31 protein-coding genes are annotated in these 24074 nt (G+C 37.0%); 4 read left to right on the top strand and 27 right to left on the bottom strand.

Going from position 1 to position 24074, the window contains the following annotated elements; all coding sequences use genetic code 11:
- Positions 1 to 106 precede the first annotated feature (106 nt).
- The 22 genes from QUE09_RS07720 to QUE09_RS07615 all read right to left on the bottom strand — a co-directional run bounded on the left by QUE09_RS07720 (position 107) and on the right by QUE09_RS07615 (position 16578).
- On the bottom strand, positions 107 to 1462 hold the full coding sequence (locus QUE09_RS07720) for a serine hydrolase domain-containing protein (protein WP_286235615.1): 1356 nt from the start codon (positions 1460 to 1462) through the stop codon (positions 107 to 109).
- Between the two features lie 247 nt (positions 1463 to 1709).
- Positions 1710 to 1874 (bottom strand): hypothetical protein, encoded by a 165-nt coding sequence (locus QUE09_RS07715; protein ID WP_286235614.1) that lies wholly within the window; start codon positions 1872 to 1874, stop codon positions 1710 to 1712.
- 36 nt (positions 1875 to 1910) lie between these two features.
- Positions 1911 to 2540 (bottom strand): class I SAM-dependent methyltransferase, encoded by a 630-nt coding sequence (locus tag QUE09_RS07710; RefSeq protein ID WP_286235613.1) that lies wholly within the window; start codon positions 2538 to 2540, stop codon positions 1911 to 1913.
- Positions 2541 to 2647: 107 nt separating this feature from the next.
- Positions 2648 to 3109 (bottom strand): nuclear transport factor 2 family protein, encoded by a 462-nt coding sequence (locus QUE09_RS07705; protein WP_286235612.1) that lies wholly within the window; start codon positions 3107 to 3109, stop codon positions 2648 to 2650.
- Between the two features lie 230 nt (positions 3110 to 3339).
- The gene (locus QUE09_RS07700; RefSeq protein ID WP_286235611.1) at positions 3340 to 3567 is read right to left on the bottom strand and encodes a hypothetical protein; all 228 of its coding nucleotides are present in this window, start codon (positions 3565 to 3567) and stop codon (positions 3340 to 3342) included.
- A 318-nt stretch (positions 3568 to 3885) separates the two neighbouring features.
- Positions 3886 to 4164 (bottom strand): hypothetical protein, encoded by a 279-nt coding sequence (locus tag QUE09_RS07695; RefSeq protein WP_286235610.1) that lies wholly within the window; start codon positions 4162 to 4164, stop codon positions 3886 to 3888.
- Positions 4165 to 4241: 77 nt separating this feature from the next.
- Positions 4242 to 5015, bottom strand: coding sequence for a class I SAM-dependent methyltransferase (locus tag QUE09_RS07690; protein ID WP_286235609.1), 774 nt, complete (start codon positions 5013 to 5015; stop codon positions 4242 to 4244).
- Positions 5016 to 5401: 386 nt separating this feature from the next.
- The gene (locus QUE09_RS07685; RefSeq protein ID WP_286235608.1) at positions 5402 to 6061 is read right to left on the bottom strand and encodes a YoaK family protein; all 660 of its coding nucleotides are present in this window, start codon (positions 6059 to 6061) and stop codon (positions 5402 to 5404) included.
- Between the two features lie 128 nt (positions 6062 to 6189).
- The gene (locus tag QUE09_RS07680) at positions 6190 to 6576 is read right to left on the bottom strand and encodes a hypothetical protein (protein WP_286235607.1); all 387 of its coding nucleotides are present in this window, start codon (positions 6574 to 6576) and stop codon (positions 6190 to 6192) included.
- Between the two features lie 153 nt (positions 6577 to 6729).
- Complete coding sequence (locus QUE09_RS07675; protein ID WP_286235606.1) at positions 6730 to 6975, bottom strand: hypothetical protein; 246 nt, start codon at positions 6973 to 6975, stop codon at positions 6730 to 6732.
- Positions 6976 to 7402: 427 nt separating this feature from the next.
- Positions 7403 to 7954, bottom strand: coding sequence for a hypothetical protein (locus QUE09_RS07670; protein WP_286235605.1), 552 nt, complete (start codon positions 7952 to 7954; stop codon positions 7403 to 7405).
- 131 nt (positions 7955 to 8085) lie between these two features.
- Positions 8086 to 8283, bottom strand: a complete 198-nt coding sequence (locus QUE09_RS07665; RefSeq protein ID WP_286235603.1) for a CPXCG motif-containing cysteine-rich protein — start codon at positions 8281 to 8283, stop codon at positions 8086 to 8088.
- 174 nt (positions 8284 to 8457) lie between these two features.
- Positions 8458 to 9195 (bottom strand): hypothetical protein, encoded by a 738-nt coding sequence (locus QUE09_RS07660; RefSeq protein ID WP_286235602.1) that lies wholly within the window; start codon positions 9193 to 9195, stop codon positions 8458 to 8460.
- Between the two features lie 132 nt (positions 9196 to 9327).
- Positions 9328 to 10122 carry a formyl transferase gene (locus QUE09_RS07655; RefSeq protein ID WP_286235601.1) on the bottom strand — a complete coding sequence of 265 codons (795 nt, stop codon included), beginning with the start codon at positions 10120 to 10122 and terminating at the stop codon, positions 9328 to 9330.
- Between the two features lie 404 nt (positions 10123 to 10526).
- On the bottom strand, positions 10527 to 10985 hold the full coding sequence (locus tag QUE09_RS07650) for a helix-turn-helix domain-containing protein (protein ID WP_286235600.1): 459 nt from the start codon (positions 10983 to 10985) through the stop codon (positions 10527 to 10529).
- A gap of 208 nt (positions 10986 to 11193) precedes the next feature.
- Complete coding sequence (locus QUE09_RS07645; RefSeq protein ID WP_286235599.1) at positions 11194 to 11736, bottom strand: hypothetical protein; 543 nt, start codon at positions 11734 to 11736, stop codon at positions 11194 to 11196.
- Between the two features lie 97 nt (positions 11737 to 11833).
- The gene (locus QUE09_RS07640; RefSeq protein WP_286235598.1) at positions 11834 to 12241 is read right to left on the bottom strand and encodes a hypothetical protein; all 408 of its coding nucleotides are present in this window, start codon (positions 12239 to 12241) and stop codon (positions 11834 to 11836) included.
- A gap of 111 nt (positions 12242 to 12352) precedes the next feature.
- Positions 12353 to 13087 carry a hypothetical protein gene (locus QUE09_RS07635; RefSeq protein WP_286235597.1) on the bottom strand — a complete coding sequence of 245 codons (735 nt, stop codon included), beginning with the start codon at positions 13085 to 13087 and terminating at the stop codon, positions 12353 to 12355.
- 542 nt (positions 13088 to 13629) lie between these two features.
- A complete protein-coding gene (locus QUE09_RS07630; RefSeq protein ID WP_286235596.1) occupies positions 13630 to 13917 on the bottom strand; it encodes a hypothetical protein in 288 nt (95 codons plus the stop codon).
- Positions 13918 to 14894: 977 nt separating this feature from the next.
- Complete coding sequence (locus QUE09_RS07625) at positions 14895 to 15521, bottom strand: hypothetical protein (RefSeq protein WP_286235595.1); 627 nt, start codon at positions 15519 to 15521, stop codon at positions 14895 to 14897.
- A 113-nt stretch (positions 15522 to 15634) separates the two neighbouring features.
- The gene (locus QUE09_RS07620) at positions 15635 to 15919 is read right to left on the bottom strand and encodes a hypothetical protein (RefSeq protein WP_286235594.1); all 285 of its coding nucleotides are present in this window, start codon (positions 15917 to 15919) and stop codon (positions 15635 to 15637) included.
- Between the two features lie 107 nt (positions 15920 to 16026).
- The gene (locus QUE09_RS07615; protein ID WP_286235593.1) at positions 16027 to 16578 is read right to left on the bottom strand and encodes a hypothetical protein; all 552 of its coding nucleotides are present in this window, start codon (positions 16576 to 16578) and stop codon (positions 16027 to 16029) included.
- Positions 16579 to 16697: 119 nt separating this feature from the next.
- Here QUE09_RS07615 and QUE09_RS07610 point away from each other — a divergent pair, with 119 nt between their 5' ends.
- On the top strand, positions 16698 to 17723 hold the full coding sequence (locus QUE09_RS07610) for an IS110 family RNA-guided transposase (RefSeq protein WP_286235592.1): 1026 nt from the start codon (positions 16698 to 16700) through the stop codon (positions 17721 to 17723).
- A gap of 351 nt (positions 17724 to 18074) precedes the next feature.
- On the opposite strand, the gene QUE09_RS07605 is transcribed toward QUE09_RS07610, so the two are convergent.
- The 4 genes from QUE09_RS07605 to QUE09_RS07590 form a co-directional block, all read right to left on the bottom strand.
- On the bottom strand, positions 18075 to 18422 hold the full coding sequence (locus tag QUE09_RS07605; protein WP_286235591.1) for a hypothetical protein: 348 nt from the start codon (positions 18420 to 18422) through the stop codon (positions 18075 to 18077).
- A 127-nt stretch (positions 18423 to 18549) separates the two neighbouring features.
- Positions 18550 to 18852 (bottom strand): hypothetical protein, encoded by a 303-nt coding sequence (locus tag QUE09_RS07600; RefSeq protein WP_286235590.1) that lies wholly within the window; start codon positions 18850 to 18852, stop codon positions 18550 to 18552.
- 535 nt (positions 18853 to 19387) lie between these two features.
- A complete protein-coding gene (locus QUE09_RS07595; protein ID WP_286235589.1) occupies positions 19388 to 19573 on the bottom strand; it encodes a hypothetical protein in 186 nt (61 codons plus the stop codon).
- Between the two features lie 617 nt (positions 19574 to 20190).
- Entirely contained in the window at positions 20191 to 21228 is a 1038-nt protein-coding gene (locus tag QUE09_RS07590; protein ID WP_286235588.1) for a zinc-binding dehydrogenase, read from the bottom strand.
- Positions 21229 to 21476: 248 nt separating this feature from the next.
- Here QUE09_RS07590 and QUE09_RS07585 point away from each other — a divergent pair, with 248 nt between their 5' ends.
- From QUE09_RS07585 to QUE09_RS07575, 3 genes are all read left to right on the top strand, one after another.
- Positions 21477 to 21932, top strand: a complete 456-nt coding sequence (locus QUE09_RS07585; RefSeq protein WP_286235587.1) for a methylglyoxal synthase — start codon at positions 21477 to 21479, stop codon at positions 21930 to 21932.
- Between the two features lie 103 nt (positions 21933 to 22035).
- A complete protein-coding gene (locus QUE09_RS07580) occupies positions 22036 to 22365 on the top strand; it encodes a ComEA family DNA-binding protein (RefSeq protein ID WP_286235586.1) in 330 nt (109 codons plus the stop codon).
- A 143-nt stretch (positions 22366 to 22508) separates the two neighbouring features.
- Entirely contained in the window at positions 22509 to 22988 is a 480-nt protein-coding gene (locus QUE09_RS07575; RefSeq protein ID WP_286235585.1) for a DUF2947 domain-containing protein, read from the top strand.
- Here the strand turns inward: QUE09_RS07575 and QUE09_RS07570 are convergent.
- Positions 22985 to 24037 (bottom strand): AI-2E family transporter, encoded by a 1053-nt coding sequence (locus QUE09_RS07570; RefSeq protein ID WP_286235584.1) that lies wholly within the window; start codon positions 24035 to 24037, stop codon positions 22985 to 22987. The genes QUE09_RS07575 and QUE09_RS07570 overlap by 4 nt on opposite strands.
- Between the last annotated feature and the right edge of the window lie 37 nt (positions 24038 to 24074).

Here is a 24074-nt window from a genome sequence, read left to right as displayed (position 1 = left end):
GTTACTCTAGATAAAAGCCAAGCATCACGCATAACAACAATTATTGTTCACTCTTTAACTGCGCTCTATCTTCCGTACTGCTTAATATACCTTCCGTTTTTACTCACTAATTAGGTACTTTCTGTTTGATGGTTTCACTGCCATTTTCGCCGTACGTTTCGATCACGCTCGCGCCATCGTCAACAAATTGAAAGATAACAGGTTTTGCATTTGTTTGGTCGTAATAAAATCGACTATTACCTTCATACCTCATTTTTTGCGTGTAACCATCAGGAAAAATAACGGCTAGTTTGCCATCTTCCACAACAAATGAAAAAGCATACTTATCTTCTGGAGAAAGTTGATAAGTACCAACGTATTTTTTTAATTGCTCAGGTGGCACAGGTAGATCAATCAGTGTTTGATTAAAATAGCTTTTAAGTAGTTGTTGATAAATATTATGAAAGTTACCATTTGAGCCATTTGACGCTAACACTATCGTTAATTTTTCATCAGGAAAATAGGCAGCTATCGTGTTGTATGCGTCAAAAGTTCCACCGTGTCCAAACCCTTGGTGATCAAAAAAGTCAATCGGCTTAATGCCTAAACCAAAGCCATTTTTTATTTGTTTTAAGGTATCAACTAATGCCATAGAAACAACCTGACCGTTAAATAACGCGTTATAAAAAATAGCTACTTCCGTTGGAGTTGACTTAATAGAACCAGCTCCTAAGCCAACAGACAAGTGTGAGGCAGGAAACAAAGACCATTGCTCTTCTTTGTAGGAATATGAGAACTGTGTTTGAACCGTTTTATCCACCTGAAATGTTTGGGTAAGTTTTAACGGCGTTGTTATTTTTTCACGGAGAATATTATCAAAACTTTGCTGATAAACTTTTTCTAATATCAGCGCAAGCAGATAATAATTTGAATTACTGTATTTGGCTTTCGTATCTGGTTCAAAATCACTGCCTAGTGCTAAAATTCTCTTTAACATATCGTCTCTACTTTGTTCTTGTGTACGATAGTTAAAAAAACCTTTGCCTTTTTTAGTGTAATTGGCAATACCACTGCGGTGCTGAAGCATATTTTTTATGCTGATCAGGTGCCCATTCTCAAGTGTAGGAAAAAAACCTTCAACGGTTTCGTCTAATCTAAGCTTCTGCTCCTCAACAGCTTTTAAAACAAGCGCCGCTGTGTAAGTTTTAGACACCGAGCCTATTAAATAACCTGATTGCGTAGTGGATTTTGTATTCTTGCTTATATCATCGAAACCTGAACTATCAGAGAAAACCACCTTTCCCTTATGCATAACGGTAACGCTACCCATAAAATCTTTTTGATTGCGAATAGTTTCAAAGGCTTTGGTTAACCTCTCTTGCTTTGATTGAATATTGTCGACCTTTGCACTAGTGGTTTCTTTCTGACTACAAGACATGATAAACACTGTACAACACAATGCGGCAAATAATGTTTTTGTCATAAATTAGGTCCTTCGTTTTTATTATTAATTTACTTCATTTATGGGGCTAATCTTGAATCATTAGTACGCAATTAACAATTCTGTATACAGCCAACACTAGCTTAGAATACTTCCTATCTTTAAGTTTTCCAGCCTTCACTTATTAACCTGATCGCGCTAAAACATCATTACCCTTGATATTCATGCCGACCACTAATTGATTTTATTTAGTAGCAACAATAGCTAAGCATTACTAGTAAGACTTTAACTACTGTTTGCTCGCCATGTGCAATAAAAAGAAAGTTAACGCACTAAGTAGACACACACCAACAATCACCATAATTGTCAAACATTTTGATTGCTGCATTGATTCCCCTAAGCTTTTTACAGGCAATAAACCTAATGCAATGAGTGTATTTATAAAAACATCCATATCACGCCCCCCTCTTTTTCACATTGTCTCACTAAGTCATCGTTTTTTGGCAATAATAAATACCGTTATCCCTTGCGGACCATGATGCCACTGTCGCTCTATTGAAAACCCCGCTTGCTTAATTTCACTCACTAACTCTGACTCGCGAATTACAAAAATATCAGGCGCTAGCTTTAACAATTTTAATAACGGCATAAGTAACATCAAAAATCGAAAGTATGAATTACCTAGGCAACCCGTGCTACTGACAAAAACACCGCCAGGTTTTAGAATTCTTGCAACCTCGGCTATCAACGCTGTTCTGTTTGGTACTAAGTGAATAACGTTTAACCCGAGAACCGCATCAAGGCTAGCAGGCTTTGCATTAAAATCTTCCAGTGTTCCTAATGTAAAGGTAAGGTTGTTTACTCCAGCTTTTTCCGCTCTAGAGCGGCCGATGTCGATCATTTTTTGGGAAATATCAATCGCCTCAACTTTCCTTACATAAGGCGCATGTTCAATGGCGGTAGAGCCGGTGCCACAACCAAACTCAAGAATATGCATATCTTTTGAAAGAAACGCCTGCGTTTCAGCAAGTTTCTTTTGATATATTTTTTCATCGGGAACGGCTTTCTTAGCATATTTATCAGCAGTTTTATCCCAGAACTTATCGGATTTTATCACCATCTTTCCTTGTTGATTTCAACGTCATTGTTTCAATGGTAGTAGCGCATATCGCCATTACACGAGTGAACTACACAGACTTGCTTTGTATTATTTTTCGTTGATTTTACCTACGACTTTTTCTTCGCAATAAATGTTTTATTGACAATACGCCACTCATTTTCACGCTTATACATAACAAGGTAGTCAATGTAATGTGTTTTTGGTGTTTCAAAATTAAGTTTTACCATCGCCATTTTGTTATCAACGATATCAACAGAAAGAATATTCGCGGTCCAAGTATCTTGAGTCGCTTTTTTAAAGTAACCAGAAAACTCTTTTAAAGGAACAGTGCTAATGGTTTCTTTTCCTGTATCTTTGTTTACGGTGATCATCTTCACATGGCCAAACTCTTGATCAAACGCTTTTGACAGCAGTTTTTGATCACCATTTGCTGCCCCATTAAAATAATTATAAGCCGTATTTATAACTGCTTGGTATTCTTTACCTGTTAACGCCTCAGCATGACTAAACGATGACAAGAGAAACGATATAAACGCCACTGCCATTGCAAGTAATTTTACTTTAATCATTTTATTTCTCGAATATGTTAAATGTTCGTTTTCTTTAAGGTTCTATTTGAAACATAAATAGAAAATAAGTAAACCATTACAATTGTTACAATTTATGAGTGTAAAATAATCAGATAAGTTTGTACGATGAAGAAAGTCGCCTAATTTACGTGCAAAAACTCAAGCGCTTTTGCAGCTTGCGACATTAGCTTAACGAGGCGCAGTGTTGGTTTGTCCCAAGCAGTAATTTGTTAACCATTTTTTTTCATAATGTTTCGAATTCGCGCCTTAACAGATGGTGCTTCATCACGCATAGCCATTTCGAAGTATTGCTCGGTCTCATCTTTATACATTGAGTGCTGCCGGCTTAATTCATAAAACCCGTTGTATGACCATGCGCGCACAAAGTTATTTTGATCAGTAAGCGTTTGCCTTAAGAATTTGTATACGTTACTGCTTTCTTCATTAGTAATAGACATAAAGGGAAGGCTTTGCAGTATATGCAGCTTGGCCTGCCAGTGTTCCAACTGTTGAAGGGGCCACATATTTTCGCTACTTGTTGTTGATTAAGTTCATGCCCTGCTTCAAGCCACGCCTTCAACAACCAAGAGGCCCCCTTTTCACAAGCCTGTGTAAACAAAAGAGCAATTATGGTGTCAGAAAAACGGTGTTCGGCATTATACGATTCATATATCGCCTTTATATCATCAACAGATTTACCATTCCAAGAGACTATTTCTTGTTCAATGTGCATCGTTCTACCAGAGGTTTTTAACACCAAAATAAGCCTTGTTAGGTTACAATTCGCCTACAAGCGCTTTAAAAAGAACAGTAACAAAACACCAGAATAAAAGTAAATACCAGCCAAGCAACTTAATAGCGCGGTATTGGTTTTGATATAAAAGCAAAAAGGGCGTAAAAACGATAAAACAGTATATAACAGTGACTAATTTATGCTCTGTTGCTTTAATAAGCAGGATTGGAAAAAATAAATAACCGACAATAGCACTAACAACAAAAGCGACTATTTTTACAAAGTAACTAGCAAGTTCCCTGCCCTTATCAATTTTGTACACACCTAAACACTCCATGGGTTGCTTTACCAACTTGTTAAAGCATGAAATCCTATACCGAACGCTTTTTGAACGATTTGCTAGGCGACTTTTCGCGCTTTAATTGAATATAACAGTGGCACTTGCTGCCCTTTATACAACAACTGATACCCCAAGTTTGGCACTAACTCTAAGCCTTCAAAGCAATTATATGGGCTATAAGGATGCTCTGAAAAACACTCAATCGTTAACCCTGCATTGATTAACGCGCTTATTACCTCACTCATTGAATGTGACCAAGTTACCACTTTTGATGTAGTACCGTCGCAGTTTTCTGTATAAGTGCCTTCCACTTCAATATCTGGCTCGATTTTCGGGAAATACGAATAACCTGACAATAAGTCGTAAAATGAATGAAACTCCACCAGATGAAACTCTCCATCTGGCTTTAAAGCATGAGCGATTGTGGCTGCCCACGCCGATAAATTGGATAACCAGCACAAAGCGCCGTACGAAGTAAATACAATATCGAATTGTTGCTTACTTTCACGACCAAATTGAACAACGTCTCTTTCAATAAAGTCAGCTTTTAACCCCAATGATTGCTTCAATAAGTTTGCTTGCGAAATTGCTTCCGCAGATAAGTCTACGCCAGTTACGTCTGCTCCTAAACGTGCCCAAGACAAGGTATCAAGGCCAAAATGGCATTGTAGATGTAGCAACGACTTTCCTTGCACACTTCCCACTTGCTTCAACTCGATGGGGTTTAACGAACATTTACCCTTTTTAAATGACGCAACATCGTAAAACGCTGATTCAACATGTACTTTAGTTCTCTTGTTCCATGCATCTTTATTAATACTTAAATAGTCCATTCTATGTCCGCATGTTAACTGTTTCGCTCAACGCTTCATTCACTAGAGTATTGTTAGTTATGTGTTTTTATGTTCACACGATTTAGCATGAACTAAAAGTAGCAGTACATCTATTCTTTTATGAACACTATAATCTGAATTACCTGAACCAAACACAACATAAACCAGCATTAGTAGAATGATTGAAAATTAAATACTTTATTCATGGTATATCCCTAATCAAAAATTTAATTCCTTTACATAGTCGTGATTATACAAATATAGTTTGAATATTGTACAAGATTATTTAGTGCAAACGCCTGACTCTGGTACGCACAAGTGCTCGACTTAAGTTAACGAAAATGGGCGTAAGCCAAGCATTTTTCGCCCTTGATTAAAAACGATTATTAGAAGTGTTTTTTAGCATAAACACGATAGGTTACCGCCATCGTTAAACATAATGCGGCAGGAACAAATAACGCTTTAAACAAAAGTTCGGCATAAAGTAACGCGCCTACAGTGCCGCCAAGAATAAAACCAATAATTATAAAAATAAATAGCTTTGCTTTTCTCCATTCTGGCGTCTGCCCTCTTAAAACCGAACCTAGCATTATCCCCAGATCGGTAAAAATACCTGTAACATGAGTGGTACGAATAATTGCCCCACTGTAGGTAGTTGCCAAGGCATTTTGAAGACCACACGCGGCCGAAGCAAGAAAATGTCCATAATACGAACCAGACAATAAAAGCCATGAAGATAGACACAAAAAAATTGCCTCAATAAATAGTGCGGTATCGTAATGCCGCCCCAATTTTAGCGTTGAGCCATGAAGTAAAAAGCCAGCAATGCAAGCGCCCCCTAAAAATGAAAATAGAATACCTACAAGGTGAAATACTTTTAAAAATGGCAGGCTTAAAAATTCAGTGCCTATTAAGGTGGCAGTACCAGATAAGTGAGACACAGACTGATGCTCAAAACCAAGAAGACCAATTGCGTTAATACACCCTGCAATTAAAGCTAAAAAGAAAGCGCCAAGCTCAACCCACTTTGGTAGTTGTGAAATCAAATTTTGAATTCCCCTTTACAGCTAACGCCTAAATAATGTGTGAGCAGGGTTTGGCAATTGTAATACGCTGTTTGCAACTAAAAATGACAAACAATAGGTATTACCATTGATCCTCATGTTAGGTACGTTTAAAACATTGGTGTTTTAAGAAAAAATATACCTAATAAAACGTATGAGGTGAACATACAAATTAACTTCAATATTATACAACCATTAGCAAAATATATCGGTCTAGAACACTTAGTTGCGTCATCATTGTCTGTTTTCTTGAATTCTTTATACCAAAGCAAAGAACCAATAGCCTCTTGTAACACATCAAAAAATAGACTCAAAAAAGTAAAACCAAAAGAAAATTTTAATAAACAGTTTAAGTTAGTCAAAAGCGGGTTTTCACTGTCGATAGATTGGTTATGAAATAACCAAATTAAAGCAACGCTAATAATAGCAAGTTGTCGGCACAGTTTACCTGCACTTTCCGTATAGCTTCTATACATATCAGTTGGTGTAACAGGCAAGGGCCCCCCTTAAGTACCTAACGCTTATCTTAGGAGCAAAATATGGGTTCATAATCACGAAGCGGCCCCATGTTTTTGTCCCAGTGAGCAAAGCAAACGACTATAGTTTATTGTTAACCATTTGCTTCACTCTTTATTTGCAGTGACAGTGGTCTATGGTCTAGGTGGAATAGCATTACCTGAGCAAGAACCTCCATCTAAAGTTGCGCTATATTGAGATGTTCCGCCAGTATGCTGAGGGGTTGTTGATTGACAATAATACATTGTATACCCAACAACTTGACTCATTGATGAATCACTGTAATAAACAACTGTAAATGCATTTTTCCAAACTGCATAGCTAGCGAAAGACGCCAGTAAAACACTACAAAATAAAACGACTTTTGTTTTAATTTTCATATTAAATCTCCATATAATTTCCGTGTGTTATTAGTGAGGCTGTTGCCTCATGATTTATATTACATCGAAGAATGTGAAACGCAAGCGCTACCTTAAGAGCGAATTTTCTATAAATGCACTAGAATTACCTAGGTGGTTAACGCCCGCACAATGGGCGGATAAAGCTTGGCTAAAATTAGCGAAGAATGAGCGTCAGCCAAGCTATAGACTTCCCACACATAATTGACTTGCTACTTATTAAACCTTCTCCCCAAAGTTTAACCATAGGCTTAACTTCAAGACGACCAAACCAAAAAGAGAACGCTCAAAAATAAAGAGATACTCACCTGCCAGAGCCCTAATAAGCAATACTAAATTTTCAATGTAATCCTTTAAATATTGTTAGTGGCCAGTTTCAACTTACTGCTTATAAAAGTAAGCAGTATTATTACTCAAAGTTGATACCTAGTGTCGATATAATCTCGTAATAGCCAAATAGTACAAGCAGAAAAAAAACAAATAAGATCAATTCATGTTTAAATTGATGGCGAAAATAAAATACTCGATCTTTATGATGTAACACATCCATTAGCTCATCACCAAAGCGAATCGAAAGAAAAGTACCTATGCCAGACAATAAAATAACTAACCAATATGGAACAGGTGTAGTGAGTATTATTTTCATTGTTTGTGTCAGGTATGTTGTTTCATAAAGCTCAGCGAAATATACCAATGAGATTAAATTAATTATAATCGCAATAAGCCATACAACGACTTCTGACAGCACCATACGAATGCCAAATAATACGCGCAGAGGAAAGTCTAATAAAAAGCCAGCATCAGCAATAGGAGTACAAAGTACAAAAAAGCTCCACGTTATTAGAGATGCGACCCCTCCCGTTATAAAGTCATATTGGTAAGTTAGGTAGGCAAAGTACGATAATAAAATGAATAATAATAATATAAATTTTATCCATACTTGTTGACTCGGTTTATTCATATATCTTCTTAATTTAACAAATTAAACGACAATCGATACTTAAAGCGCTATAACGTTCAAGTTAAACACTAAAACAAAAAGTTAAAATAAAAACTGATTCTTATCTTAGTTTAATAACTTGTTTGTTATGATTAAAACGCCTCATCATCACTATAAACATTAATTAAAAGTTCGCCATCAACATCTTCAGAAATCAGGAAATTAATAGGTTTACAACATACTTGGCAATCTTCAATGTATTGTTGATCCAAATCGAATGGTTCAATTAGAATGTCGATAGTTTCTCCACAGTATGGACAAGCGATAGATTTCTCAATTAATTGATTCACATTTAAATACTCTCAATATGCCTATAAAACACATTCCTAAATAAGAACAATGTTAATGAATTAAAATTAGCGTGTAGCAGTAAGAAGCCCTAATACCACTGCATGAATCTTTAGGATGTTATTTTTCGTCCTTCCGAAACTACATGAGCAAAAATTGCCCCTACTGGTTTTCAATTATTTAGCGTCAAATACCACACTGTTAGCAACACAGTTTCTACCCTCTATTTTTAGATTAACGGTCGCCTCTTTATGCCTATAATCAATCGCTCTAACTTGTGACTTAGTAAGAGGTGAGGCAATAATTAGAGTCTTGTCGCAGCGTTCAAACAGATTCTCTTGTGTTATATCCCCCGCGTTTAGCTTTGACATAATTATGCGTGAGGGATACAAACGAGCCACTAAGACTTTTATTGTGCCTTCAAATTGATAAGCATTATCTGCAGTTGCTTTATTCTGCTTTGCCAGTTCTCTCTCCTGTTTATTCACCAATACGTTATAATCGGTAAACTTGCACCATCTGATAGGGCCACCACCACCCATAATTTTGACTTGCTGAACATTTAATAATTTCAGCTTCGAGCCAGCGAACTGTTCAAAAAAAGCCCTTGCCTCCTTGAGTGAAAAATCCTTATCAAGAAAATAGGTCGTACAGTATGATATTCCCGCTACGTCCTTATCAGTAACACTCAACTTTAGAGGCAAGGGACGCTTAGCATCGAAAACGCCTAAACTAAGTGGTTGACCGATTTTAAACTGGTAAGTCTGCTCAGCAACAAGCTCGTGAGCTGCCCATATTTTTTCATCGTTCAGAATCCCTTCAATATCACCGATACTTTCTGTAGATTTTTCACCTACTGCAAAGACAGAAAAACTGATAAGAATTGAGACGAAAAACAACATTATATTGAACATTTAATACTCCATGTATATTCGTTATAACCTAAGTAAGTTAACTTTTTAGATTGAATTATTCTTACTAGCTAAAATTTGAAGAACAAATAACAGCCCACTGTAAATTTTCCGGCTTGATTGGCTTGTTATATTCTAGTAATAATTGGCACGAATGAAGTCTATTATTTCGTTTTCATTAAATAGACAAAACCCTTTTTTACTAAATTCAAGTAAATCATTTACATCTGGAAATGAGAAATACTGACCTGAATTAGGTTGAGAGTGAGTTTCTAACTGTTCATTATTTTCAATGCGGGAAATAGCATTTGTAATTAGTTTCACACCTGCAATATACAGTTGTAACACGTGCCAGATGTATGACTTTTCCTTATTAACTTGAAACTTTGAACTAGAAACAATTCGCCCAGTATCAATACTATTATCATCTATATAATGTAAAGTTGTACCAATTTCGTTCTCATAATTTAACATTGCCCAAAATGTTGCCATTACCCCCCTATAGTCTGGTAACAAACCAGAATGTAAGTTCAATACTCCAAAGTGAGGAATTCTTAATACATCATCTTTTAGAATATTACCGTAGCGAATCGATATGATTAGGTCAGGTTGAAATTTTCTAACTTTTTCTACTCCTTCAGAAGAGTTAATTAAATTCAACTCCTCCATTGGTTGCGACAAATGACTATTTAGTTGTTCAAAACTTTTATATGCAGACTTGTTATTAACTTTGTCAATCAATGGTGAAATTAATTGATTAAATAAGCTTTGTTCAAAAAACGTCAGAGTATTTAAGTGATTCTTTTTGCTACTACCTCCAACTTTTGAGGATAGAAACACACAAAGCTCATGATTATTAAGCTCTGGAAGTAACATATTAAGAGCGTAGTTACTTGCGATATCTTTATTAGCTAAAATAACAATTTTCATTTAATACCAACTTATAATGCTATCGAAAAATACAGCTCCCAATTCAGGGACTGATAGTAGCTTGCTAAAATGTGAAGCGGAGCCGAGCCAAAAGTTATGCGTCCGCTCATAATTGCCTTGATACCTACTAATTTATACTAGAGCGTGTTGATCTTTGCTGTTTGAATTTTGTTCAAATTAAACGTCTTCTGATCGCGGCACTTGGATTATTGCATAGTCATGCTATGGTTAGTTCAAGTAACAAAGAGCAGGAGGCGTTTAGGTGAACCCTTCGGGCTGCATCTGTTTGGCATTTATACTGTGTTAACGCTTTACTGGAGTAGAATAACCACACGGCGTAAGCGCTGCCTTGTATAAATACCAAACAATTTGCGGCAAAAGTAAACATGAAAGATCAACACGCTCTAATCAATTAATTCTTCGTACCATATACCATACTTATCTCCTTGCCATTTAAGAAAGGTGAACAAATATGCTGTAAGTAACAAAAGAAGCCCTCCAACTAATGCAGCTTCATCAACCAAACCTAGCAAACAAAAGAAAAAGCCAAAGATATGGCAAATTACTTCTGAACGTTTCGCTGTATAGCGTTTAGGACGTAACTGTAAAAAGTTAAATGCAAACCAAATTTTCATAAACAGCGGCAAACTGTTCCAGTTTTCTGAGTTTTTATCGAACATAATAGTCTCCTGATGTAATGTTTCAATTGATACATCGAGAGCAGCTGCGAGGCATTTTTGAGACTCCAAACTAGCGTTTGCACCACTTTCTATTCTTTGAATGGTTCTGACATTAAGCCCTGACATTTGAGCTAATTGTTCTTGTGATAAATGGCGACTTATTCTTAGTTGTTTAAGTATCATTAAATTACTCCTGTACTCTCAGCTCAGGATTTTTGATTAAAATTATGACTGTCAGTTACGACATTAACCTGACAGTTGCCCGACACCAGCCAGTTTAGGTGTATAAACGCCGCAATAAACGGCTAAGTAATGTTTGCTAAAAAGTGAAAAGCGGAACCGGCAAGCGTTTGGAATCAACCTTAAACGCTTTGTTATATTCACGGCACTCCTACCTTTCCACCTGCTTACCAAAGTGATCGACAGAAAAACTAAATAGCACCTTAATTAAAAAGAACACACTAACCATCAGAAACCAATTTGAAAGTGGCAGATAGATTAACAACAGTATGCCATAGCACATTAAATTCGCAGCAATAAAGCATTGAACCCGCTTCCCTTTCAGAGCATTAACTACAAATGCTGATACCATAGTGTAACCCCAGATAATCATTGCACTATCAAGCGGCTCAGATAGCAGCCAAGCAATAGCTAAAATATGCACATGGATAGCAATGAATATAAGGCGTTTTTTTGGCCGCTTCGAATAGTATTCATTTGTTCCGTAGCTGAAGTTAGCAATGCAACCTGCCAGTACATCGGCAATGACTAGAAAAGCTAAAATTGATTTCCAGTTGTCTAGCTCTACGCCAGCAACTAAGTAAACAACCCAAGTACCAGCTAAAGCAAAGATTAACGTGCAACCAACTTCCAGTAGTGATTGTTTTTCCCCGAACACTTCGAAAAGAAACTCCGGCGTTTTTAAATACTTCATTATCGACTCACCACTTTGTTGTCTTATACCTCGCGGGATAAATTGCCCTAAATTCTAGGTGAATAACGCACCATACATAATTGCCTTGTTATAAACTTTACCACTCCTGCTCGAGGTTATAGAGAAAGCGACCTTCTGACTTCTTTAACTCCAAAATTTCACATTTTAATTTTTCACTGCACCATTGTTCAATGTTTTGGTCTTTAATTAATTCAAATACATTTTCATATTCAAATAACTGTATGAAGCCAACCCCATTAACTTTCATCAAGTCATCTAATTGTCGATATCTATGAGCTAACTCTAAATCACTTTTTACAGAGAGTAATTCAAATGCTTCTATTGAGTTGCCATCTAAATCAAACCAGTCATTTGCGGTTGCATACTCATAGATATGGTCTAATGCAGTTTCTGCAAAAGGCAAAATCCCCATCACTGCTTCATGAAAAGATTTATACACAAACCCAGCATTGTCACATACACCAAGAATTTGAAATGTAGCCAAATGAATTTTCATAGAAGTTTATAACGCTAAGCTAAGCGGAAAATTATGGTTGGCTATAATCGCGAAGCGATGGCCAACAATAATTTTTCCGACTTAAGCGCCTTGTTATATTTATTCTTTGTCACTGTTTGTATTTGGCATCATTGCAGCCGCACCAGAATTGTTACTTTGTGCAGTTGTTTGAGCATTAGTATTTGACTGTAAGTTAGCAGCTCCCTGAAAACTATCTTGAAAGCTAGTAGCTTGTTGATAGCTTTTTGTTAAATCGACAGCTTGGGTAAAACTTTCATTAGCAGGAGTACCCTGTGTTTCAATAGTTTTGCTTATATCGGTTTCTTTTGTCATTTCTTTGTCGCCTTTAAAAAAAAGTGTAGAGGAAGTCGAAACGCCTAAGCATACCGACATTATAATTGCTATATAGAAAGTTCTTATAGCCCATGTATCCAATTGTTTTAAAACATGCTGTTTTATAGTTACATCTTTTTCTTGCGCCAAGTCCACTATAAAATCAGCATTTTTGCCAAATAAGGTAACAATGCAGAATATTGAAATTAGAAAGCCCACCGTAGCGATTGAAAAAAACGCCATATCGTAATAGCCAAGGCTGTCAGATAGCTTTAACAAAGTTATTAGAAACCCGATTCCAGCAACCGAAAGCGTCAAAATACTCTTGTCTTTCTCCATCGTAGTGTTATAAAAAGATGAATAAGACTGACTTTTAAACTCTACAGCGTATAACCTTTGTAAGTCCTGATCAGAAATACTGTTTTCTATCTTCTTTGGCTCACAATTACCTGGTATCTCTTCTTTAATCTCTTTATTTATAACTTTACAGAAAATATTCACATAACTCCTTTTTGAACACCGATGCTGAATAAATATAACGCCCTCGTTAATGAGCAAAATATAATTGGCTAGAATAAGCGACGATTGAGCAAAAGCCAACTATATTTTGTCCTTGTTTAACAGCTTGTTAGCTGTATTTTCTTTTTAGATGGATTAACAAATTTGCCCGAGCTATTTCAAGAACAAATGAAACAACCACCACTAAAATTGAATGAATTATATAACCTAACCCGACCAATGGATCAGATGAACAACTTGACTTAAGGATTTCACAATACAAGAAATCGACAAAGAATGTAGATGATATAGCTAAAAAAATTAATAGTACAAATCGAAATAACGACACCAGTTTTAGTAAATGTATAATTAAAACTATTAAAATTGATGGTAATAAAACATTTAATATTCCTTCCATGGTATACCTCACATGCTTATACAGCTAACGCCGCAATATGGGGCGTATTAAGCTTGGCTAAAATTAGCGAAGAATGAGCGCCAGCCAAGCTTTAGACGTCCCATCCATAATTGCCTTGTTATAAATTTTAACCACGACAATACATTACGATAAATGAAAAAACACTAACTATACAAGCAATCGAACTTACCCAAAGTGAAATACCTGACTTTTTATTAGCGGATGACGCTATTTGATTCGCATCTTTTTGCAATGCGATTTTTAATTCTTCCAATTTATCATTTTCTACTTGCTCGATAATTTGAAAGCATAGTTCTTGAGTTTCAGGTGGAAAGCTAGGAATCTGCACCAGAAGTCCTGCGCGACCACAGTCATCTAGTAACTTCCTGATTTCAAAAGGTGTAGGATTATTCACCGCGTCCCCTAAATTTATAACGCCCGCATAAGGAGCTGATAATAGTTTGCTAAAATGTGAAGCGAAGCGGAACCGAGCAAACTGTTAGCAGTCCCATGCTTAATGCGCTTGTTATATGCACTTTAATACACATAAATAACGTTGTACAACTCATTGATTATGATGACAAATAAAAACCAAACCAAAACGCTTAATCCATTACACCAACGTAACGTATTTTTATCTAGTTTATCGTGACGATACAACCTAAGCCCAATATAACCAAATGTAAAAGATGCATTAGTAGCGTTATTCCATAACCCTGATGGATTACCACCTTTATCTAGGGCTTTGGGATGATTCTTCTTTAATTTACGAATAACGATAAAATTTACGATACTTATTGAAACAAAAAGGCTGACATAAAATAAGGTGATGATTGCATGCCTCCTTGTGCATATAACGCCGCGTTAAACGGCTAAGTAATAGTTGGCTAAAATATGTAGCGAAGCGAAACCGAGCAAACTGTTAGCAGTCCCGTTACTGTAATGGCTTGTTATGTTGCTTCAACAAAGAATGCCGCAAAAACAATAAATAAAACAATAAATAAAACAATTGAATAGATTATAAAAAATAGCCTCATAATAGAACAAGTTTTATTTAAATAAGTATCATCTACTTTCAGCCACTCCTTTTTTAATAGAAATTTAAGTAATGCATTATTATTTGATGGCGTACTATTCCAGAATAATGAAGGCTCTCCAATTTCAGAATATATTTGAGGATGGTTTATCTTTAAGTGTTCAAATAGCTTTGAACATAAATAGAACCAATAAAGTGTAGACGTAAGTAACAATGGAAATGATATAGCTAAAATTAGTTTCAAACGGCCTCCTTGCAACATAACGCCCTGTTAAGGGGCTGATAATGTTTGGCTAAACTTGTGTAGCGTAGCGAAACCGAGCCAAACGTTAGCAGTCCCGCACTTAAACAGCTTGTTATATGCCACCTAGTATATGGGCAGGAAATTCATTTTTTATAAGATTAAATTCTTTTTCTTCTAATTTTATAATTTGCTCTGGATACATATTTAGCCTAATAAAATAACGATTTTCTATAGGGATTGTATCTAAGAATTTATTGACCAAACTTAAAGATGACTCGGTACGTTTATCCTGTTCTCGTTCTACGGTACTTATTGCGTGCCATGGAATGAACAACTTTTTGAAACCAAAGTTAAAAGGAAATGTGATTTTAAGATAAACACCATTACTATTTACTGCACACTTTAGAACATTTCTAAATGCCTGTTCATCAAATACCGCAGTTATTGTTTTAAAATTTAGCTGGTCTTCATGAGGATAATTCGCGCTGTATCTTTCTGCTAATTTAGCCCAACCACTGGATTTAGAGATATGAAAACTTATTGCTAACCACATTGCAATAAAAACGACAAAGAACCATGAAGAAGTTAAAAATGCACTAAGAAATCCTTCAAATTTTGAAGCATACAAAATAGCTAATTCAGGTAATTCATTTCCAGAACTATCATAAAATTTAATAGCAACAAACGAGATAAAAGCTAACGCCCATAAATTCCCGATGATTTTGAAAATCGACTTCATACTTTTCCTTGTGGCATATAACGCCCGCATAAGGGGCTGATAATGCTTGGCTAAACTGTGAAGCGAAGCGGAACCGAGCCAAGCGTTAGCAGTCCCGTCACTTAATGCGCTTGTTAGGTGTACATACCAATACTGACAATAATAAATAAAATACCAATAGCTAAACCTAGAATGCGTAAAACAATTTGTGCGTCATTAGGTATTGGAAAGTACAAACTATAAATTATTTTCTTTTTGAAGTATGCCCAAATACAATTTAAACCCCAAAGCAGAAAGATTGGAGCTATATACTTAAGCCATTGCTCCTTTCCTGACAATACAACTGACAACACAGCCAATAAGGAAACTAAGCAAATAATAAAACCAAATTGGTTATCTGAACTATCCTTTGTTCGCATATTCTTTAGTACACCTAACGCCGCCTTAAGCGGTGAATAACAGTTTGCTAAAATGTGAGACGAAGTGGAACCGAGCAAACTGTTACGAATCCGACTTTAAGGCCTTGTTATGCCGCTGCTTTTCGAGTTTTAAGTGTTTCTCGTAATGACATTATTCTTGCTACATCTTCTTGGCAGACTTCCTTTATTTTTTGTAACTCCATTTCGACATAATTTTTATCAATTTCACGTTTGTCTTTGACAAGCTGTCTAAGGAACGTTTCATATGAGTTTTGTCGGAATTCTTTTTGATCATAAATATGATTAATATACAGTTGATAGCGTGATTCATAATCTATTGTAAGATCTTCATTGACCACTTTACCTTCTTTAACTGCATGAAAGTAAATTCGAGCACTTGCAATCGAATTTTTAATTATGTCGCATTCAACAGGAGTAGCGACACCGTTTAACTGAAAAGCCATTTCATGATATGCGCTCTGAAGAAACTTTCTTGACTGCTCTACACTTGCCTCATTTACGTCCTTTTTATAGCCCATGATGTTTTCCATGTGCTCAAGACAAGTATCAATATAATCAATTACCCTTTGAGTTTTTTCTTTTTGTTTAGCACTTCGCATCCCAAAAGCTTGCAGCGCTACTCCAATTAACTTTATCATTTTTATATTCCAAAATTTGTAGGCTGCTCATAGCTGCATAACGAATGATATGGACTCCCCACTCAGCATCAATGTGCCATAGTGAAGTTGATAAAGAGCTTCAATTGAGGAGAGTCCATATGTCACTAATTAAAGCAATTGGCGTTGATTTAGCCAAATCTGTGTTTAGTATCCACGGTGTGGATGCTCATGACAAGTGTAAATTACGTAAAACTGTTAAGCGAAACAAACTGTTACCTGAAATTGCTAAATTGCCACCATGTATTATCGGCATGGAAGCTTGCTCTGGCGCTCATTACTGGGCAAGAGAATTTACTAAGCTTGGTCATGACGTGCGTATCATGGCCTCTAAGTTTGTTATCCCATATCGCCAAAATGAGAAAAATGATGCCAATGACGCCGAAGCCATATGCGAAGCGGTAACACGTCCTAAAACACGGTTTGTGAGTATTAAAAGTGAAGAGCAACAAGCCGTATTGTGTTTACATCGTATTCGCCAAGGGGCTATCAAAGACAGAACAGCACTGATTAATCGCCTTAGAGGCTTACTCGCTGAGTTCGGTATTGTTATGCCTAAAGGTAGATACCCAGCACAACATGCTATCACCAGTATTTTAGAAGATGCAGAGAACGGCTTACCTATGCTCGCCAGAGAGCTATTGCATGATTTATGGCAAGAGATAAAAGGGTTAAACGAACAAATCCTTAAACATGACAGAAAACTGTATCAATTAGCCCATCAAATGCATGCCGCTAAACGCTTAATGAGTATTCCTGGTGTCGGCGAAGTGACCGCAACCGCGGTAGTTGCTACTGTCTGTGATGCCAAAGACTTCGACACCTCTCGTGCCTTTAGTGCATGGATTGGTTTAGTACCAAAGCAATACACTACAGGTGGACAGGTAAAGTTAGGAAGAATATCCAAACGTGGCGAAAAACATATTCGCACCTCACTCATTCATGGCGCGCGAGCCGTGATTGCTAACTGCAGGCACAAAACTGACAGAACCAGTTTATGGATAAAAGACCTTATCGAGCGACGAGGGTTTAAGCGTGCCACCGTGGCATTAGCGGCAAAAAATGCCCGATTAATTTGGGCATTATTACACTCAGAAAAAGAATATCAGATTGATTATGTAAAATAGAAAAGGTTAAACCAAACGGTTAACCCCACCGAGTCGTAGCATTAGCAATTGACGATAACACGGTCAGACCGAGCGCATTAAAGCCTGTTTAGTCGGGAAGTATTTAAATACTGTTTAACGAATGAGGCCATGCGCAAGCGCAAATCATCAGGGCGATAGCGTATATAGCTAATAAACGCCGAATGTAGAGCTGCTGTCAGATCTTCTTGTTGTCATAGACTGCTTGTGCTTGACAAAGGGGAGTCCATGTAGCTTTGCTAAGGGGCAATTGACTGTTGGCTATACTTGCGCGAAGCGCCAAGCCAACTGTTAATTGTCCCAGTGAGTTTACGAACGAGCTTGAGCAACTTGTTATAAGCCATTAGTTGCCACTCTTTGCCCGCAATGAATACAAACAATTGATCCAGAAAACCAACGCCAAACAACTTTATCCCAGCTCCCACTTGATGCAGGATGAGGCTTTTTAAAACCTTGAACAGTTAAACACTTATTGCAATGCGGGCAACGGTTGAAAAATGCCAAAACTATATGAATTAAAACTGCGCAAAAGAATGACCCAAACAAATAAACTAAATGACTAGCACTTGCGCTAGGTTCAGAAAACATTTTCCCATAAGCCAAAGATACAAAGAAAACGATTAAAAGTGCCCACGCTGCAAACACGCTTAACACATCCAGTTTTCCAATTATCGATTTCATCACCGAACTTCCTTTGGCTTATAACGCCCCATTCAGGGGCTGATAATAGCTTGCTAAAATGTGAAGCGTAGCGGAACCGAGCAAGCTGTTAGCAGTCCCGTTGCTGTAATGGCTTGTTATATACCGATTACCCGTAACCAACAAAGCGTGTGATCGTAAAAAACAACATTAGTATAAAGCATGCTAAATGTATAACACTATCTTTTAATGGGATTTTTTTAGAGTAAACACGATAAATAATATTAGCTGAAATTATTAATAGGCTCATTGGCATAAATACCAAGTAGGCAATCATTCCATAGGTTATATCAACAAACTCCGTACCTGTAATTTTTAAATACACCCTATCAATGGGAGCAATTATTATTGTTGGGAAAACAGCTAAAACCAACAAAGTCACAGGTAATATATTTTCTCGAAATTGATGCAAGTAGCTTCCTTCTACATAGGTATATAACGCCGCAATATGGGGCGTACTAAGCTTGGCTAAAATTAGCGAAGAATGAGCGCCAGCCAAGCTTTAGACGTCCCACACATAATTGCCTTGTTAGGTGAACTTACTTCTAGGCCAATACTTATACAAAAATGTTGATATTACAATAGAGTATAAAAAATAGAGCGCTATAGCAGTGACACCAAACAACGTTAATCCCAATTTACTTGCAAGTAAGGTTACAGGATAAAAAAACATTGAGCAGAATAAAAATACAGCTGAAGTATAAGGAGAGTACCAAGGTTCGTTACCTTCAGTGACAATTACAACACCATATTCTAAATTGTAAATACTCAAAAAGAGACATAGAAACAATATTGGAAATGATATTAAAGCTTTGCGCATCCGTTCACCTAACGCCTCATTCAGAGGCAAAAAATAGTTGGTTAAAATTAGCGACGAAGGAGCAAAAACCAACTGTTTTTTGTCCTTTGGAATGACTTGTTATGTGTTTGTTTACACTGAAGTTTAGTTACTCTTTCTCAATACTATCAGTTTGCTTTGCTAATTTTCGTTTGCCACGTTCAGTATTTTTATAAGAATACTTTTTACCTAGCGCCTCAACTTCGGGATCATTTTCTACAATCATTTCGTTGATCGTTGATTTAGATTTACCACCAAAAACACCCTTGATAGTTTTGTGAATACTTCGACTCATACTAAATCATCCTTAAAAACACATAACGCCCCATTCAGGGGCTGATAATAGCTTGCTAAAATGTGAAGCGTAGCGGAACCGAGCAAGCTGTTAGCAGTCCCGTTGCTGTAATGGCTTGTTATGTTTTGGCAACTTGAAAGTAACAGAATAAAGTAGATATATAATGAATAAAACCTCAACTCCCATTAAGACCAAAAACAAAATAGGGTTCGACTCAAAGTACACTTCACGAGTTAACCGCGTAATCACACGCCCATTATAAATACAGTAAGTGGCGTGCAAAGAAAATACAATAAACAAAACTACCCTACTAAAAAAGGCTTTATAATTTACATTTTGACGCAAGCCTGCACACCTTCGATGAAAAAACATAACAGCTTATTAGAAGGAATAATTCTCGCTTTCTACACAAAGTCATTCCCTCTACTTCATTAAAAACTAAACAACAAACTACCTTGTTATTACAAACTAATCAATTAGATAACACTTTTACTTTTAAACAGCGTTTGGAGAAAGCGAGAATTTTTCTCTATTTCTTGTAGAAAACTCACTTTTGTCTGACGTGTATATAAACACAGTACTTTCAACGTTAACTTGCAAATTAATCTACCTACTCATTAATCATTCGGGCGCAGTATTACTTTACCGTCACTTTTATGATTAGCGTAGTGATCTAGTGCAGGTGCAAAGTGCTCAAAATCAGTCACTTTAAATATGTCAGTATGGAAAACACCTTGTAAAAACAATTTTTGAACTTTCTTACTCAGCCGCAGTACTTTTAAAGGTGAAGCGTTACCAATATAATTTGCAAGCCAAAAACCTTCGATTTTAATATCTCTAAAAATAACATCTGAGACCGAAAACAACCCACCAATGGGATCATGCGTTTCCGTTAAACGTCCGTAAACAATTGCCGTACTACCTTTTGGCATTGCCTTTAAAACCATTGGCGTATCCTCAGCTGCTACAGCATCCAAAAGCACACTAGCGTTTAGTTTTTTACACGCTTCTTTTAAGTCATTTTGGTAACTATCAGACGTTGTAAGTAATACAACATCTGCACCTAGTTGCGTCAATACATCAACGTTATGTTGGCTGCGAACTGTTGCAATAACTCGAATACCAACAGATTTAGCGTAACGTATTACGCCCTTTCCTACTTGGCTTGCTGCCGCATTAATCACCAATGCTCTAGCGCCTAATGTTATCGCGCGTTCAACTAAACAAACAGACGTACAGGGGTTTACAATCAAGGTAGCGGCTTGTTCATCGGCAATATTTTTATCTACAGGCAAACAATAATTTGCTTTTGTAACCGCATATTGCGCCCATACACCATCACAGCCAGGTTGTGCAGAAAGTGCAACACGTTTACCGACTAAATATTTACCATAAAGACCAGCATTAGCCTTAACAACGACACCACAACCTTCAAAACCAACATAGGCGCCATCTTCTGCAGCCAAACCATACTTACCCAATAAGTGTACTAAATCAGAGGGGTTTACAGGGCTCGCAAGCATTTTAACAAGCACTTGCCCTGGTTTTATTGTTGGCATTGGTTTTTCAGTCAACGCTATGCGCTCTGAAGACATTAATTCGCTATTATCGCTAAGCTTTAAACTAAAGCCTTTATTAGTCGTGGGTAATGACATTGTTTATGTTTTTATTGCTTTAAATGGTAGTTAAAAGATTAACAGGTCGTACCTGTAAAGCAAAGTAGCAAATGTATCTGACAAGCCTGTGCCATAAATTGTATTACATAAGTGCGTTTTTCAGCGATTAAAAGTAAATAGATATCGATAAACACTGTGATATTCAATGTATTATAACTAATCGTGCTAGCGCAGTATTCAGGTAACGTGCTACGCTCAAGCAATCATTTCCCGCTACCGAGATTGCTATGGAATATAGAAAAATTATCGCACCAGCAAAAAAGTCAATTGCGTTAGTTGCCCACGACAATATGAAGCCAGAACTTATTCTGTGGTGCCTTAAATATCAAGAACAACTCGCAAACCATACCTTGTACGCCACAGGCACAACAGGTCTGCACATTGCTAAACAAACAGGCTTGGCAATTAACCGGTTGATCAGCGGTCCACTTGGTGGCGACCAACAAATTGGGGCACTCATTACAGAGCAAAAAGTTGATATTATGATATTTTTTTGGGATCCACTTGAAGCACAGCCGCATGACCCAGACGTAAAAGCACTTTTGCGTTTAGCAGCCGTATGGAACATTCCCGTCGCCTGTAACCGCGCCAGTGCTGACTTTATGGTTGAATCTGTTCTGTTCAACGAAAGCTATGAAAAATCTATTCCTGATTACGACAAGTACATAGAATCACGCAGTTAGCGCGCCCAACTACTCATACGCTAACGTTAATTAATTAACAATATTTGACAAATTTGATTTTCACTTCTAGAAATAATGCGTGTGCTGCACTTACGGCACACGATTGGAATTTACAACAACCATCAAGGATATGATGATGAAAATCAAAACACTCGTAGTTATTGCGACATTATTGTCGTTCAACACCTTTGCTGATGAATCAACTGATACTGAGCAAACTTCTGCAATTCAACCTGTTACCACTAAAATTGCCTTAAATAAGGCTGACGCTGAGCAACTATCAACATTAAAAGGTATAGGCGTTAAAAAAGCGCAAGCAATTATTTTATATCGACAGCAAATGGGTGAGTTTCAAACGCTAGAAGACTTACTCAACGTTAAAGGTATTGGCAAAAAAGTATTGGCAGATAATCAAGCTGTTCTTATGCTTTAAACTGGTAAGTAATACAACAGCTAAAGTGCGTTACAGTAAAGCATCTATTTGTGTACACGCTGAAACGCGCTTTATTTTTACTATATACTGGTTAAGCGCGTAACGGTTGCTATAATACCGCTTTTTATCAAGCCTGTATTTTCATGAAATATTTACCGCTAGAACAATTTAAACATGCTTGGATTTTTCGACACCAAAGTATGCCATTAACTGCTGAACAACTGGCAAAAATTCAACCAATGTCTGAAGAACGCGCTGCTACACTGTGGGATACCTTTATTAGCAAAACAGCCTTACATCCAGAACTTTTCGATAAAAATGACTGGCCAACGCAAGATAAATATTTACATCAGCACATCAATTGGGAAACTCGTTGGGAAAGTGACGAACCAAGCTTACCAGAAGCTTTATTGCTGCATATTAACTGGGAAGACAACACAACAGTATATTATTGTTTAAATCGACAAAATATCCTTGAAACAACTTGGGGCTTATTTAAACAATGCTGGAAGAACTTCTTGTTTCTTGACGATGGCAGCTTGCTGATCGGCAAAAAGCGCCAACAAGCTGTACAGTTTTCATCTAATGGGCAATGCCGTTTTGGTGAAAAACCAAATAACTAAGCTTTCTTTTCAACATCGCTGAGTTCGTCGCCAGATAAAAGTACGGCGAACCACCTACCTTCTTGCGTACTCTCAAGCGCAATTTTGATGATCATCGTTAACGGTACTGATAACAACATACCAACGGTACCGAGCAACCATCCCCAAAAGATCAGCGATAAGAACACCACTAACGTAGATAAACCTAGCCCTCTGCCAAGGTAACGTGGCTCAACCATATTCCCCATTACTGTATTAATAGTGAGATAACCTAAACCAATAAAACCAGCATAAGCAGGCCCTAACTGTAAAACGGCCAGTGACATCGCCGGTACAGCGGCAATAATAGATCCAATATTGGGAATGTAATTAAGTAAAAATGCCAGTACGCCCCACAACAGTGGAAAGTCTAAACCAATTGCCCATAACATAATAGACACACACGCACCTGTTGCTATGCTGACCAATGTTTTAATTGCCAAGTAATTATTAACCGACGACAAAAACTTATCAATTTGCTTTAAACGCATTTCGGGGTCATCAAGCGCGAGATGAAACTTGTGCGATAATGAAGGTGCTTCAAATAACATAAACACAACCGTAATGATGATCAGAAATAAATTGGCCATTACATTACCTAAACCGCTCAACATATCAGCCGCTAAGCCCATTGCTGCAGCAGGGTCAACATGCTCCATGACTAATTCTTTCGATAAAATCACGTTATACGATGCTAATTGCTCCACCACCCAAACAAGCTGATCATTAAGCTGTTCACGATAAGCAGGCATCAATGCTGACAACTGTGATAACGAGTTGCCCACTAACCCTGCTAGCGACATAACAATACTAACAACAAATATCACCACTAATAATACAGCGAGCGCTTTAGGGACTTTATAGCGCTCTATTTTATTCACCAAAGGGTTACAAATAATGGCGATAAATACCGACAAAAGAAAAGGTACCAGAATATTGGTGGCCGATTTGATCCCCGCAAATACAACAAACAATGCCGCGGTAATTAATAACCCTTTTAATACGCCAGAGCTTGGCTGTGATAATCCCATAATAGTTAGTTTCTTGTGCTTTTATCTCGGCAATATA

The sequence above is a fragment of the Thalassotalea sediminis genome (genome assembly GCF_030295915.1).
Taxonomy (GTDB): domain Bacteria; phylum Pseudomonadota; class Gammaproteobacteria; order Enterobacterales; family Alteromonadaceae; genus Thalassotalea_C; species Thalassotalea_C sediminis.
The sequence above is the reverse complement of the archived record's forward strand: the minus strand, read 5'-3'. Positions and strand labels throughout refer to the sequence as shown.